The following is a 15598-nucleotide window of genomic DNA, read 5'->3' on the forward strand; positions in this document are numbered from 1 at the left end:
AGATGAGGCATATGAATTCATTTAAAACCGTAAAAAAGCAGACCCCTAAAGCCGTACTGATCTTGAGTAGCTTACTCTTAGGTACGCCTTGGTTGAGCCATGCCCAACTGGCGAGCACACAAGAGCCCGTGGCGACCGAAGCTGCAGTAAATTCTGCAACAGCGCCTAAAAATAATTCGTTAAATCAAGTAAAAACCTACACTTGCCCTATGCATCCCGAAGTGCTCAGCCATGAGCCTGGTCGCTGCCCTAAGTGCAATATGTTTTTAGTTGAGAAACAAGATACCGCAAACTCTGCGGCCGAGCATGCACAGCATCAAGTCGCAGATCACCAAGCCTCTGAGCATGGACAAATCTTGGCAGCGAAAGCTTCGAGCCAGGTATTCGATACCCCAACACCTAAGGCCGACAGCTTAGTTAAAGCCCAAAACCACGTGACAACAATCAAGTACGTTTGCCCTATGCATGCTCACATCATCAGCGATGTGCCCGGCACTTGCCCTATCTGCGGCATGAACTTAGAAAAAGTCGAAACGGGCGGCAATACCCAAGAAATCAATATCAATGTTTCCGGCAGTATGCAGCAAGCGCTGGCACTCAAAGTCGCCAAGGTTGAACGCGACACACTGTGGAAATTTGTCGAAACCGTCGGTCAAATCGATTACGACGAAAGCCAGATCACCCATATCCATGCCCGCGTCACTGGCTGGATTGAAAAGCTCATGGTCAAATCCGTGGGGGATACCGTCAAGAAAGACCAACTGATCTACGAGATCTACTCTCCCGATTTAATTAACGCCCAAGATGACTACCTGCTCGCCATGGACACCGCCAAAGCAAACGGCCAAGGCCGCTACAAAGATTTGGTGCGCAATGCGGGTTTACGCTTATCTTTCCTCGGTTTTAACGACAGACAAATCAAACAATTAGCCGAGTCACATCAAACCCAGTATCGCGTACCTTTCTACGCCAAAGAGGATGGCATAGTTAAAGCCCTCGACGTTCGTGATGGCATGTACATTCAGCCTTCGACCGAAGTCATGTCCCTAGTGGATCTCTCTAAGGTATGGGTGATTGCCGACGTATTCGAGAATGAGCAAAGCTGGATTGCTAAAGGTCAAAAGGCCGAAATTGCCGTTCCCGCCATGAATATCAGTGGCATCGAAGGCACGATCGATTATATCTACCCTGAGCTTGACCCAGTCACTCGCAGCCTGCGAGTACGAGTGGTTCTCAACAATGCCGACGTAGATTTAAGACCTAAAACCCTCGCGAAAGTCTCGCTATTCGGTGGCCCGAATAAAGATGTGCTCGTGATCCCGCAGGAAGCTTTAATTCAGACGGGTAAAGAAAACCGCGTGATCGTCAAACAAACCGATGACAGCTTTACCGCCAAGGCCGTCACAGTCGGCATGATGAGCCAAGGTAAAGCCGAGATTATTTCAGGCCTGAATGAAGGTGAACGTGTGGTGATTTCGGGGCAATTCTTACTCGACTCCGAAGCCAGTCTCAAGGGCAGCTTAATGCGTTTAAGCAGCGGTCATCAGCACTAGGAGCGCGTTATGTTGAAATATATTATCGAGGCGTCAATCAGGCAGCGATTGATGGTGTTGATTATCGCCATCATGATCACAGTTTGGGGCGTGCAGGAGCTGCGCAAAACGCCGCTTGATGCGCTGCCGGATTTATCCGACGTACAAGTGATCATTAAAACCCCTTACCCGGGCCAAGCGCCTAAATTGGTTGAAGAACAAGTGACTTATCCCTTGTCGACCGCCATGTTAGCCGTACCAGGCGCCAAAACCGTACGTGGTTATTCCATGTTCGGCGACTCCTATGTGTATGTGATTTTTGAAGATGGCACCGACATCTACTGGGCACGCTCGCGGGTGCTCGAGTACCTGAGTCAAATTAGCAGCCGTTTACCCCAGGGCGTACAACCTTCACTCGGTCCCGATGCATCCGGTGTCGGTTGGGTGTATGAATATGCGCTGGTCGATCGCTCTGGCAATTTAGATTTATCGCAACTCAAAAGTCTGCAGGATTGGTATCTCAAGCTAGAGCTGCAAAGCGTGGCAGGCGTGTCTGAAGTTGCCACCGTCGGCGGCATGGAGCAAACCTATCAGATAGTGCTTGAGCCCGATAAAATGGCGATCTATAAGCTCGATATCGCCAGCATTAAACAAGCGATCGATAAAGCTAATAGCGAAGCTGGCGGCTCAGTGATCGAAATGGCCGAAGCCGAATACATGGTGCGCGCCAAAGGCTATCGCCAGACGCTAGAGGATTTTCGTGAAATTCCCCTTGGTATCACCAGCCCTTCTGGTACAGGTTTATTACTCAAAGATGTCGCCACTGTGCGCAAAGGCCCAGCCTCACGCCGCGGTATAGCCGAACTCGACGGTGAAGGTGAAGTCGTTGGCGGAATTGTGGTGATGCGTTACGGCGAAAACGCCTTAGCGACGATAGATGCGGTGAAAGCTAAACTCGAAGAACTCAAAGCGGGCCTGCCCGATGGGGTTGAGATTATCCCAACCTATGACAGATCCCACTTGATTCTTAAGTCCGTCGACAACTTGTTTAGCAAGGTCGTCGAAGAAATGTTGGTGGTTGGCTTAGTCTGCTTACTGTTTTTGCTGCATGCGCGCTCCACACTCGTGGCCGTGATAACCCTGCCGCTATCCATCCTTATCGCTTTTATCGTGATGAATAAGATGGGTGTGAACGCCAATATCATGAGCCTTGGCGGCATCGCCATTGCTATCGGCGCCGTGGTGGATGGCGCGATTGTGATGATCGAAAACCTGCACAAGCATTTAGAACATTTCAAAGCCAAACATGATCGCGAGCCCGATACTAAGGAGCATTGGCGCATCGTCACCGAAGCGTCGATTGAAGTCGGCCCTGCGTTATTTTTCTCATTGATTATTATCACCTTAAGCTTTGTGCCTGTGTTCGCACTCGAAGCGCAGGAAGGTCGATTATTCGCGCCACTGGCCTACACTAAAACTTTCGCCATGGCAGCGGCGGCCTTTTTATCGATCACCTTAGTGCCGATTTTGATGGGTTACTTTATTCGCGGCAAAATTCCCAGCGAACGCAGCAATCCTCTCAGTCGCTTCTTGATCGCGCTTTACCAACCTTCGCTCAAACTGGTGCTTAAATTTCCTAAAGTCACCCTGATGTTAGCGTTAGTCGCGCTGGCCAGTGCTTGGTATCCCATGACCCGCATGGGTAGTGAGTTTATGCCCGCCCTTGAAGAAGGCGATTTGCTCTACATGCCAACGGCATTGCCCGGTATCAGTGCCAGTAAGGCCGCCGAAGTCTTGCAGCAAACCGACCGCTTGATTAAAACCGTGCCCGAAGTGGCCCGCGTGTTTGGCAAGGTAGGCCGCGCCGAAACCGCGACCGATCCCGCGCCGCTGACCATGCTTGAAACTACTATCATGCTCAAACCCCATGAGGAATGGCGTGAAGGCATGACCTTAGATGGCATCATTGCCCAACTACAGCAAACCGTCAAAGTACCAGGACTCACCAATGCTTGGGTACAACCCATCAAAACCCGTATTGACATGCTCTCGACGGGGATAAAAACCCCCGTCGGTATTAAGATCACCGGCGCCGATGTCAACGAGCTGCAAAATCTAGGGGCAGAAATAGAGGCCATCCTCAGTAGAGTGCCACACACTAAGTCAGCCTATGCTGAACGCAGTGGTGGCGGGCGTTATATCGATATCACCCCCAAACTCGATGTGGCCGCACGTTACGGTATGTCACTGCAAGATATTCAAGATGTCGTGCGTTACGCCATTGGCGGTATGGATATTGGCGAGTCGGTACAAGGGGCTGAGCGCTATCCCATCAACCTACGTTATCCCCGTGAGCTACGCGATAATATCGAAAAGCTGCGCGAACTCCCTGTGATCACTAAATCGGGAAATTATCTACCACTGCGAAATTTAGCGGATATAGAAATCACCGATGGCGCACCTATGCTCACCAGTGAAAACGGTCGCTTAATCTCTTGGGTGTTTATCGATATTGAAGGCACGTCTATCGGCGAATATATTACGACCGCCAAGAAAGCTTTAAATGCCGAACTCAAGGTGCCCCCGCGCTACAGCTACACTTTTGCAGGGCAGTACGAATATATGCAGCGGGTAGATGCAAAACTTAAGCAAGTGATCCCTATGGCATTAGCCGTCATCTTCATCCTGCTGATGATGACCTTTGGCTCCACCATTCAGGCCAGTATTATCATGCTCAGCCTCCCCTTCGCGTTGGTCGGCAGCACTTGGCTGTTATACCTACTGGATTACAACATCTCAGTGGCAGTCGCCGTCGGTATGATTGCCTTAGCGGGTGTAGCCGCCGAGTTTGGGGTAGTAATGCTGGTGTATCTCAATAACGCCATCAAGCACAGACAAGAGAAAGATAATTACCACAGCGTCAGCGACTTAAAAGAAGCGTTAATGGAAGGTGCCGTTATGCGGATCCGCCCCAAAGCCATGACAGTAGCGACCATCTTCTTCGGTCTACTCCCCATTATGTGGGGTGCAGGATCGGGTAACGATGTGATGCAGAAAATTGCCGCACCTATGGTCGGCGGCATGGTTACGGCCCCATTACTGTCACTGTTTGTACTACCCGCACTTTATCTACTGATTTACTCGCGTAAATTAAAGAAAGACGCGGCGTAATTGAGTGTACGGCGCTAGAACACCGATAAAAATCCCCTCAAACCATTAAAGTTTGAGGGGATTTTCTCATTCAATCAGATTAAAAATCTAATTTTACAACAGTGCCATATACCACTCTGGGTAAAATAAGCCTCTAAGTTTATAGCGCTTATGTGTACCATTGACTCAGTGCCACACAGAATTGACTCAATTCACTGCCGCAGGAAGGATTCCATCACATGACCAAGTCATTTTGTTTAACCATCAGCCGGATATGGCCGCAAGCACTTTCCCTTAAAACCCCATCACGCGCATTACTTGCCGCATTCGGTTTATGCGCTGCGCTCATCATTACAGCACCCGCCTTTGCCGCACCCGCAACCGGTGAATTCGTTGCCGACAAACGCTGTGAGCTATTTCAATCGAAAAATAAGCAGACGAATCCAGACCAATGGCAGAGCAATATTGGTGAGCGCTACCCTGTACTTGAAATCCTCGGCAATAGTGCTAAACCTGATTGGCTAAGAGTGCGCACCAATGCGGTGAAGTCTCCCATGCGTTGGATCAGCGGCGATTGTGGTCAATATCTATCTAATGTTGCTGACAGTAATTTATCAACACCTGCAACGGCGGCGGAACCGGCGCAAACCACCACGGCATCGGACATCAAAGCAAAAAGCCGAGATAGCCTTAAAGAGCATGGTACCCCAGAGAAACGCCAAGGAAATCAATGCCGAATCGGCGGTGAATTTGACGCCAACGTGCTGGCATTAAGCTGGCAAAGCACCTTTTGTGAACTCTATGGCCGCCGTAAAGCCGAATGTCGCGCCCTCAGCCAAACGCCAGAATCGAGCCAATGGCAACACTTCAGCCTGCACGGACTGTGGCCGAATAAACAACAATGCGGCACGCGATATGGCTATTGCAGCACAGTCAAACTGCAACCGAATGATTTCTGTACTTATCCAGAGTTTGAACTGAATCCATCGGTGCGCAAAAATTTAGAAGAAGTCATGCCAAGCGCCCAATATGGCACCTGTTTAGAACGCCACGAATGGTGGAAACACGGCACTTGCCGTAGCCAAGACCCTAACGAGTACTTTTTATTGGCAACCCAGCTGACCCAAGCGGTCAATGCCTCGGCATGGGTACAAAAATTTATTCATGACAACATAGGTAAGAGTGTCAGTAAAAGTGAGTTAAACCAAAGTTTTGATAGCAGCTTCGGTCAAGGCGCTCACACTAAAATGAGTCTTGAATGTGGCAAGGGATTACTGAGTGAAATCCGCATTAACTTGCCCGAAGTCATTAAAACTTCTGACTCCTTACCTAGCCTACTCGCCAAAGCCAATAAGGCCTCAAAAGGCTCCTGCCCTGAAACAATCATGATTGATAACGCTAATTAAACAAATAGTTAGACAAATAAAAACGGCGATTTAGCGTCGCCGTTTTTAACCTTAATGACAGCACTTAATATGCCAGTCACATCTGATTAAGCTTGATCACCGCAAAGGTAGCGCCTTGGGCGTCAGCAATGACAGAAAATCGTCCCACATCAGGGATATCACTAGGCGGAATGCACACTTGCGCGCCTAACGCTTGGGCTTTTTCTGCAAATGCATCGCAATCGGCTACTGCAAAATAAAGCAGCCAATGGGGAGAAATATCGCCCCATTCGGGCATTATCGTCATCATGCCGCCGATGGATTGACCATTAAGCTGCCATTCTGAGTATTCAATGTCAGGCATGTCACTCGGCATGTTGGTCCAAGGGAAGATTTTGCAGTAAAAGGCTTCTTCAGTACGCGGCTCTTTGCAAGCCAGCTCAACCCAGCAAAGGGTATTGAGTTCACCCTGACGGCGAGCACCTATGTGGTTCTTCGCTTGCCATAAAGCAAAGCGTGCGCCTTCAGGATCGCTCACCTGCGCCATCACGCCCGCATCACCCACAATATGCGGCCCCATGTGCACTTGGCCGCCCGCCGCTTGAATCTCTGCAATGCTGGCATCGATATCATCGACGGCAAAGTAGATACGCCAGTGGCTGGGGATATGTGCTTCTGACTCAGGGATTTGATACATGGCGCCTAAGTCATCTCCCGCTAAATTAAATAGCGAAAAGTGACCTTCAGGGATCGGCATTTCAACCGAGTTCCAACCAAATAACGCTTGGTAAAATGCTGTTGTTCCCTGCCAATCATGGCTTGCAAGTTCAACCCAACATGCATGTCCTTGTGCGTACTGAGTCATTTTCATTATCGGCTCCTTTGTTTTAACAATCATTCGAGTTAAGCCTGAGTTTGTATTTCTGTCCAGTATTCAGGTTAAAAAGATCTGTAAGACAAAACTCAACCGCTAAAGACAAAAAAGCCCTCACATGGAGGGCTTAAATCATCACAACAAATTAGGAATATTGCGGCAGTAAATTTGCCATCGCGAGCAGATGACATGCACCCGTGACTATGCCAAATAACACCACAAGAATAATCAGCGGTGTACCGCCTATCACTCTAAAACCTGTGCTATCGGGGAACAACTGCCGCGATTTATAGGCCATCAGCGCCGGGACAATTACCGCCCATACAGTTGCCGCTAATGCCGCAAAGCCAATCGCCACCAAGAAGCCATCGGGAAACAGTAATCCTAAAATCGTTGGCGGCACAAAGGTCACTAACGCGGTTTTCATTCGGCCAGAGCGTGAATCATCAAAACCAAACAAATCGGCGAGATAATCGAACAAACCTAAGGTCACCCCTAAGAAAGATGAAGCCACAGCCAAGTTGGCAAACAAGGTCAACATACTGTTTAACCAGCTACTCGCCATCACCTCAGACAAAGCGCCCACCAACACACCCATATTGCCGCCTTGGGCAATAATGTCGATAAACTGGCTGCGGGGAATATTGCCCATAGTTGCCGCTAACCAACAGGCATAAATCACCAGTGCGATAAAGGTGCCGACGAAAATCGCCTTGATAATGGTGGAGGAATCTTTGCCGTAATACTTCACTAAGCTGGGAACGTTACCATGGTAACCAAAACTGGCGAGACCAAAGGGCAGCGCCGCCCACAGATAAGGTGAAAAGCTGTTATTACCATCGGGTTCGAGCAACTTAGTCACATCAATTTCGATCAATAAATTGCCGATCGCGAGGAAGAAGGTAATGATCATACCGCCGAGCATAATCGTGGTAATGCGATCCACGGCCTTAGTGCTGATCAACACTATGCTCGCCAATACTATGGCAAACACTAGCCCTGCCACACTTTGCGGTAACTCAATTCCCATGCCCTGCAAGCTGTGATTCACAATCGAGCCACCGCCGCTGATATAGGCATAGGTCAAAATATACAGCACGAACGCGATGGAAACGCCGTTCACTATCCGCCAAAACTGCCCTAAGGTTTGCTTGCTTAAAGTATCGAAGCTAGCACCCGGTTCGAAATGCAAATTGGTTTCGAGTAGCAATAAGCCCGACATCAACATGCAAAACCAAATGCCCAATAACATTAAAATCGAATAGCCAAACCACATACCTGCACCGACCACGGGCAGAGAAAACATCCCAGCACCTACGGTCGTGCCAGCAATAATCATGGCGCCGCCGAGCAAGGACTTACCTGCGGGCTTATGCTTAGCCGCATTCATATGATTTGCCATTAAACTGTATGCTCCGCGGTGACACTCGCCACTATCGTTTGTTTCACTGACGGACGTAATAAGCTATTGGCTTGATCTCGTATGCGATTGATATTGGACTTATCTTGGTTATCCGCTAGATATCCCAATTCTTTGAGCTTAACGCTCAAGGTGCCGTAAAGTTTCTTATCGTAGAACTCTGGCGCAGTAATGCCATGCAAAGCGCCTAAACGCTGGGCAAGTAGATGACTCTCAGACTCAAGTTCTGAGCGCTCCATCTTAGGTCTGTTCGCTAACAGATTGAAGATAATGGCATAGCGTTGCAGAGTTTCGCTCACTGAACTGGCTAACAATAATAGTTGGCTAGTGTGTTCAGGCACGACAGTTAAGGTATCAGTCTCAACCACTAACCCTTGTTCAATGAAGAAATCCAGCACTTGATTGACATAGGCAGGTACATCCTTAATGCCCATGAAGAGTTCGGCTTTCAGCAGTGGATAAAAATCGGCAACGATTGACACAACTTGCTGACGCGGGATCTGCTCATTATGCGTTAAACAACTCGCAATTAATGACGGTACAATAAATAAGTGGATGATATTGTTACGATAGTAAGTCATAGACACTGCCTGACTCGTCTCGATAGACACAATTTCACCTAAAGGATCGGCGCAAACAACAAACTTGTTCAGCTCTAAACCTTGCTGCACTAAATGCTTACCATCACCTTCGGCAACCGAAGTATAAGTAGTGTAAGGCACTTTTTTGAGTAGAGTCAGATACAGATCAAGCTGACGTTCCAGCAGACTGCGCTCTAAGGCATTTTGATCTGTGGCCAACAACACTAAACTCGTCAAGGTCACCGAACTCGCCGCCGCCGCATCGTTAATATTCGTCATCACTCGATTCGCCAGCACGTTTACCGCTGGCGTTAACCAGCTTGGTTTTTGCTCAGGATCATCGGCCAACTCAGTACGCCAGTTTGGCGCGCGCTCATTTAAGAAGTTTTGCAGAGTAATCGGCTCGCCAAAGTTCACATAACCTTGGCCGAAATTACCAAGTTTGCGAATCGCACCAAACACCTGCCACACAGATTCTTTTTTCTTTTTCTTACCACTTAACTCTTTATGATACGTCGCCACTTCCATCACATGGTCATAGCCTAAATACACAGGCACTAGCGTGACTGGACGCTCGATACCGCGCAGCACACTGTTCATCGTCATGGCGATCATGCCAGTTTTCGGCGCCAACAGACGGCCAGTACGTGAACGGCCACCTTCGGAGAAGTATTCCACCGAATAACCTTTAGCAAACAGCTGATCTAAATACTCACGAAATACTGCGGTGTACAGCTTATTGCCATTAAAACTACGGCGGATAAAGAAGGCACCACCGCGACGGAACATAGGTCCCGCGGGCCAGAAATTGAGGTTAATGCCGGCAGCAATGTGCGGCGGAACCATGCCTTGATAATACAAAATATACGATAACAGCAGGTAATCCATGTGGCTGCGATGGCAAGGCACATAAACAATCTCGTGGCCATCGTGGTGTAACTGCCGAACTTGCTCGGCGCCTTTAATGTTGATCCCGCTGTAAAGCTTGTTCCACAGCCAAGTTAAAAAACGCTCGGCAATACGCACTAAACTGTCTGAGTAATCGGCAGCGATTTCATCGAGATACTCAATAGCCGTCTCGCGCGCTTGGGTCTCAGAAATCTTTTTACTGGCGGCTTCTTCTTGAATCGCTTTGCGCAGCGACTCAGATTTGAGTAACGAATGAAACAGTGCTTGGCGGTTTGGCAGCACAGGCCCTGTCATTACCTTACGTTGACGACGGAAATGCACGCGCGCAACCCGTGCTAACTTATGGGCAATCCCCATGTCGGTGCCATGTTCGTCAGCCATGTAACGCAGGGATACGGCATTCGAAAACTGCACGAAGTTATGTCGACCTAAGAACAGAATCATCAAGCACTTGCGCAACCAAGTCGGGTTTTCCCGCTCAAATACGGCCGCCTTCATAGTGTCGTCTTCTTTCCCTGGCGTGCGACCCCAATACAAGCTCACGGGCACCAGTTGAATATCCAATTCAGGACGTTCCTTATGCACGGCTAACAAACGCATAAAGCATTCGAGGAAAGGCTCATTACCAGCACGTTCGCCAAACAGTGGCTTACGTCCTTGAAGACAGACAACCCGAGGCGCAGTCACACCATTAGCCACTAGAGGCTCATAAGGGCTTGGTAAACCTAACTTAGCCGTTATTTCGCTCAAAGCAGCTATGTCACTAAGGGATTCAGTTTTCATCACATAAACAAGGGGTCTGGAAGCATCCAGATTCAGATCGGCAAAGGGATCCTGAGGCACCACAATAGTGTGCACTAAGTGTTTTTGGATCCAACGTAATGATTTCAACCAAAGAGAGTCGTGTTTAGGCATTATTCTTATGCAATTAAGTGCGTTTACTAGCCCGATAGAATACCAGACTATGGGCAATATTCGCTAATTCTCTCCAACATAGCTAAAAAGTGGTTAATACTTGCGCTGCAAATAATACTGTATATACTAACAGTAACTGTATAGAAAAACAGGAAACACCATGAGACCTTTGACGCCACGCCAAGCTGAAATTTTAGAGCTAATTAAACGAAATATTGCCGATACTGGCATGCCACCCACTCGGGCAGAAATCGCAACCCGTTTAGGTTTTAAGAGCGCCAATGCGGCTGAAGAACACCTTAAAGCGTTGGCAAAAAAGGGCTGCATTGAGATCATGCCAGGCACATCTCGAGGCATTCGTCTGCCTGCGGAAATCGAAGATTTGACTGAAACAGGTTTACCGCTCATCGGCCAAGTGGCCGCAGGTGAACCTATCCTCGCCCAAGAACATGTTGAACAGTACTACCAAGTCGACCCAAGCATGTTCCATCCCGCCGCCGATTTTTTACTGCGAGTAAAGGGTGACAGCATGAAGAATATCGGCATTCTCGAAGGTGATTTGCTGGCAGTTCATAAAGTAGAACAAGCTAGAAATGGTCAAGTGGTTGTCGCTAGAGTCGATGACGATGTCACTGTTAAACGTTTCGAAAAAAAAGGTAATGTGGTCTATCTACATGCCGAAAATGAAGATTACTCCCCGATTAAAGTGGATTTAGGCTTCCAAAGTTTAACAATTGAAGGACTCGCCGTCGGTGTGATCCGTAATGGAGATTGGCTATGAATAAACTACTTGGCAATGCCCCCCGCCATCCGGGCTTGTGGCTCGATGAAGTCCGTGATGCCGACTATGACTGGCACCATGCGCCTATCGCCTGTATGCCAACTAAGACTCAAGGTCGCCAAGAATTAATTCATCTGAGTGCACAACTCGCTCAGTTAAGCCAACAGGGCCGTTGGTTAGTGCTCATCAACCCACCAAGTATTGGCTACAAGCAAATGCTTGCCAGCGCAGGTGTGCGTATGGATAGAGTTTTGCTGGTACATGCTAAAGATGAAGTCGAAACCCTGTGGGCGATGGAAAAAGCCCTGACAAGTGGTACGTCCAGTGCAGTCATTACTTGGACTCAATCATTAGATGCGCGGGATAATCGACGCCTACAAATCGTGGCTAAAAGTGCCCGAGCTATGGGCATAGTGCTTGAAGACGTAAACAGTCACTTACATGCCGACGTACGCATTGAGCAAGGCAATCTCTTCGGTCAGCAATCTTTTTTTAGCGCTGTACACTAAATATTCATTTAATTTTTTACCTTGAAAGCCGCCTCACCTATGAATGTGAGGCTTTTTTTTGGCAATTTTTCAGATAATTAGATAAATAAGTGATCTTGATCAATATTTAAACAGCAAGTATGGTTGGTTAAGTCGGTGATGATATATCACCTTCCGTGGTCAATGAATCGAGTATTTATCGAACTCGAAGCGCCACTAAAAATAGAGAACAGATTTATTTCAGCAGTATGTGCCAGCGTGGCTAATTACCAGCAGTAACAATACTTGATTAAAAGTAACAGCCGCCAACGCACGTTGAAGTCAAAAAAGCTTTTTTGGGAACTGAAGAGTTTGCATAGAGTTGAGACTTACTGTGTTGCTCTTCTTTGTAGTTGCTATTCGCAATTGGCAGAGGAGAAGTCTTGTGAAGCAATTGTTGTATTGTTTACTCGTGGTGCTTTTCGCACCACCGTTGACCGCCGCAGACATGCGGTTCAACATGACCCCTGGCGTGACCGAGATCAGTGGCAAGGTTTATCACTTGCACATGACCATCTTGTATATCTGCTGCGCAATAGGCCTAGTGGTCTTTGGCGTCATGATTTACGCCATGATCAACCACAGAAAATCCAAAGGCGCTGTCGCGTCCCACTTTCACGAAAGCACTAAAGTTGAAATCGCTTGGACGATTCTGCCATTTATCATTTTGATCTTAATGGCGATTCCAGCGACAAAAACTTTAATCGCAATGGAAGATCCCAGTAACGCCGATCTCACCGTAAAAGTGACGGGGTCCCAATGGAAATGGCATTACAGCTATTTCGATCAAGATATTGATTTTTATAGCATACTGACAACACCCAGAGCACAAATCGAAGGCACCGAAACCAAGGGTGAAAACTATCTATTGGAAGTCGATAAACCGCTCGTTCTACCGATAAACCGCAAAATCCGCTTTCTGATGACTTCAGAGGATGTCATCCATTCTTGGTGGGTACCCGCCTTTGCCATTAAGAAAGATGCCAACCCTGGATTTATCAATGAGGCCTGGACTCGCATCGACAAACCCGGCATTTATCGTGGTCAATGCGCCGAACTCTGCGGTAAAGACCATGGTTTTATGCCTATCGTAGTACAAGCCTTACCCGAAGCCGAGTTTGAGGCTTGGGTCACAGAGCAAAAACAAGCCGCAGGTGCTGCGGCTGAAGCCGCTCAAGCCGCTTTATCACAAACCCTAAGTAAAGAAGAGTTGATGACTCTAGGCGAACAAGTTTACCTCGGGCACTGCGCAGCCTGCCACCAGCCCAATGGCGAAGGATTGCAAGGCGTATTTCCGCCCCTTAAAGGTAGCCCGATTGCAACGGGACCGCTCAGCGGCCACCTTGAAATTGTGCTCAACGGTAAAACGGGTACAGCCATGCAAGCGTTTAGTAAACAATTGACTGCACAAGAAATCGCGGCAGTGACTACCTACGAGCGTAATGCTTGGGGCAATAATACTGGAGATGCAGTGCAAGCCAAAGACGTCAACGAGTACATGAACGGCAATTCTGCACAAACATCCGCCGCGGTACCAAGCAGTACAACCCCGACACCCGCTCCTGCAAAAGACGTCTCAGCTGCAGTCGATCCCGCAAGCCTCCCCACACTCAGCCATGACGCCCTCATGGCCGAAGGTGAAACTGTCTACGCGACCTTCTGTGCTGCCTGCCATCAAGTGACAGGTGCAGGAATACCACCCGCCTTCCCCGCGCTAGTGGGTAGTGCTATCGCCATTGGACCAGTCGCCAATCACATCGATATTGTGATGCACGGCAAAACGGGCACGGCTATGCAGGCATTTGGCAAACAGCTTAGCCCACAGCAACTTGCAGCAGTCATTACCTATGAACGCAATGCTTGGGGTAACAATACCGGCGATACAGTGCAACCTGCTGATATCGCAAGTCATGGACAGTAGGGGATAATGATGAGCACTACGACTCAAGATCAAACCGCAGCCCATGATGACCATCATCATGGTGCGCCAAAGGGCATCATGCGCTGGCTGCTAACCACCAACCATAAAGACATAGGTACTTTGTATTTATGGTTCAGCTTCATTATGTTCTTAACCGGTGGCGCTATGGCCATGGTGATCCGCGCTGAACTCTTTCAACCTGGATTACAATTGGTCGAGCCCAACTTTTTCAACCAAATGACAACTGTTCATGGGTTGATCATGGTATTCGGCGCGGTAATGCCGGCCTTTACAGGGCTAGCTAACTGGCTGATCCCGATGATGATAGGGGCGCCAGATATGGCGCTGCCACGGATGAATAACTGGAGTTTTTGGATACTCCCCTTCGCCTTTACTATTCTTCTCAGTTCGCTGTTTATGGAAGGTGGCGGACCTAACTTTGGTTGGACCTTCTACGCACCACTATCAACAACTTATAGCCCAGATAGCACGGCGCTCTTTGTATTTTCTATTCACATCATGGGGATAAGTTCGATCATGGGCGCGATCAACGTGATTGTGACCATAGTGAATTTACGCGCGCCAGGCATGACATGGATGAAGTTACCATTGTTTGTCTGGACTTGGCTTATCACGGCATTCCTACTGATCGCAGTTATGCCCGTACTCGCGGGCGCAGTGACTATGGTGCTGACCGATAAGTTTTTCGGCACGAGTTTCTTCGATGCGGCGGGCGGCGGCGATCCTGTGATGTTCCAGCATATTTTCTGGTTCTTCGGCCACCCTGAAGTTTACATCATGATCTTGCCGTCCTTTGGCATCATCTCTGCCATAGTCCCAGCCTTCAGTCGTAAACCCTTATTTGGCTATGCATCCATGGTTTATGCTACGGCTAGTATTGCAATTCTGTCGTTCCTCGTGTGGGCGCACCATATGTTCACCACAGGTATGCCAGTGTTTGCCGAGCTGTTTTTCATGTATTGCACTATGTTGATTGCAGTGCCAACTGGGGTGAAAGTGTTTAACTGGGTTGCCACTATGTGGCGCGGCTCACTCAGTTTCGAAGCGCCCATGCTGTTTGCTGTAGCCTTTATCATACTCTTCACTATTGGCGGTTTTTCGGGATTAATGCTCGCCATTACACCCGCCGACTTCCAGTACCACGATACTTATTTTGTTGTGGCACATTTCCATTATGTGCTCGTGACTGGTGCGATTTTCTCCATCATGGCAGCGGCCTATTACTGGCTACCTAAGTGGACGGGACACATGTACAACGAACGACTGGGACAATGGCATTTCTGGTGCTCGGTGATTTCAGTCAATGTGCTATTTTTCCCGATGCATTTCCTTGGGCTGGCAGGAATGCCAAGGCGTATCCCTGACTACTCGATTCAATTTGCCGATGTTAATCAAATCGTCTCGATTGGTGGGTTCGCCTTCGGCTTATCGCAATTGATTTTCTTAGTATTAGTAATTAAGTGCATCCGTGGCGGCGAAAAAGCTCCCGCTAAACCTTGGGAAGGTTCCGAGGGTTTAGAGTGGACATTGCCAAGCCCTGCGCCTTACCACTCCTTCACGACACCACCTGAGGTGAAATGAA

10 protein-coding genes are annotated in these 15598 nt (G+C 48.5%); 7 read left to right on the forward strand and 3 right to left on the reverse strand.

Annotation, left to right across the window (positions count from 1 at the left end):
• Positions 1 to 11: 11 nt before the first annotated feature.
• The 3 genes from L5M10_RS13360 (at position 12) to L5M10_RS13370 (ending at position 6088) form a co-directional block, all read left to right on the forward strand.
• Positions 12 to 1553 (forward strand): efflux RND transporter periplasmic adaptor subunit, encoded by a 1542-nt coding sequence (locus tag L5M10_RS13360; protein WP_263168561.1) that lies wholly within the window; start codon positions 12 to 14, stop codon positions 1551 to 1553.
• 9 nt (positions 1554 to 1562) lie between these two features.
• Positions 1563 to 4703 carry an efflux RND transporter permease subunit gene (locus L5M10_RS13365; RefSeq protein WP_263147443.1) on the forward strand — a complete coding sequence of 1047 codons (3141 nt, stop codon included), beginning with the start codon at positions 1563 to 1565 and terminating at the stop codon, positions 4701 to 4703.
• A gap of 218 nt (positions 4704 to 4921) precedes the next feature.
• Positions 4922 to 6088, forward strand: coding sequence for a ribonuclease T2 (locus L5M10_RS13370; RefSeq protein WP_263147440.1), 1167 nt, complete (start codon positions 4922 to 4924; stop codon positions 6086 to 6088).
• Positions 6089 to 6164: 76 nt separating this feature from the next.
• Here the strand turns inward: L5M10_RS13370 and L5M10_RS13375 are convergent, their stop codons facing one another.
• The 3 genes from L5M10_RS13375 to plsB all read right to left on the reverse strand — a co-directional run bounded on the left by L5M10_RS13375 (position 6165) and on the right by plsB (position 10766).
• Complete coding sequence (locus L5M10_RS13375) at positions 6165 to 6938, reverse strand: VOC family protein (RefSeq protein ID WP_263168563.1); 774 nt, start codon at positions 6936 to 6938, stop codon at positions 6165 to 6167.
• A 148-nt stretch (positions 6939 to 7086) separates the two neighbouring features.
• Entirely contained in the window at positions 7087 to 8343 is a 1257-nt protein-coding gene (mtr, locus tag L5M10_RS13380) for a tryptophan permease (RefSeq protein WP_263168567.1), read from the reverse strand.
• Positions 8343 to 10766 carry a glycerol-3-phosphate 1-O-acyltransferase PlsB gene (plsB, locus tag L5M10_RS13385; protein WP_263168569.1) on the reverse strand — a complete coding sequence of 808 codons (2424 nt, stop codon included), beginning with the start codon at positions 10764 to 10766 and terminating at the stop codon, positions 8343 to 8345. Before plsB ends, mtr begins: the two co-directional genes overlap by 1 nt.
• Positions 10767 to 10926: 160 nt before the next feature.
• On the opposite strand from plsB, the gene lexA reads away from it, so the two are divergent.
• The 4 genes from lexA to ctaD all read left to right on the forward strand — a co-directional run bounded on the left by lexA (position 10927) and on the right by ctaD (position 15597).
• Positions 10927 to 11547 carry a transcriptional repressor LexA gene (gene lexA / locus L5M10_RS13390; RefSeq protein WP_105250639.1) on the forward strand — a complete coding sequence of 207 codons (621 nt, stop codon included), beginning with the start codon at positions 10927 to 10929 and terminating at the stop codon, positions 11545 to 11547.
• Positions 11544 to 12056, forward strand: a complete 513-nt coding sequence (locus tag L5M10_RS13395) for a cell division inhibitor SulA (RefSeq protein ID WP_131524817.1) — start codon at positions 11544 to 11546, stop codon at positions 12054 to 12056. The genes lexA and L5M10_RS13395 overlap by 4 nt, the downstream gene beginning before the upstream one ends.
• A gap of 403 nt (positions 12057 to 12459) precedes the next feature.
• Positions 12460 to 13995, forward strand: a complete 1536-nt coding sequence (coxB, locus tag L5M10_RS13400) for a cytochrome c oxidase subunit II (protein WP_263162408.1) — start codon at positions 12460 to 12462, stop codon at positions 13993 to 13995.
• 9 nt (positions 13996 to 14004) lie between these two features.
• The gene (ctaD, locus tag L5M10_RS13405; RefSeq protein WP_263162411.1) at positions 14005 to 15597 is read left to right on the forward strand and encodes a cytochrome c oxidase subunit I; all 1593 of its coding nucleotides are present in this window, start codon (positions 14005 to 14007) and stop codon (positions 15595 to 15597) included.
• Position 15598: the final 1 nt, after the last annotated feature.

The sequence above is a fragment of the Shewanella sp. SM32 genome, from assembly GCF_025654235.1.
In the GTDB taxonomy this organism is placed as follows: Bacteria; Pseudomonadota; Gammaproteobacteria; order Enterobacterales; family Shewanellaceae; genus Shewanella; species Shewanella oncorhynchi.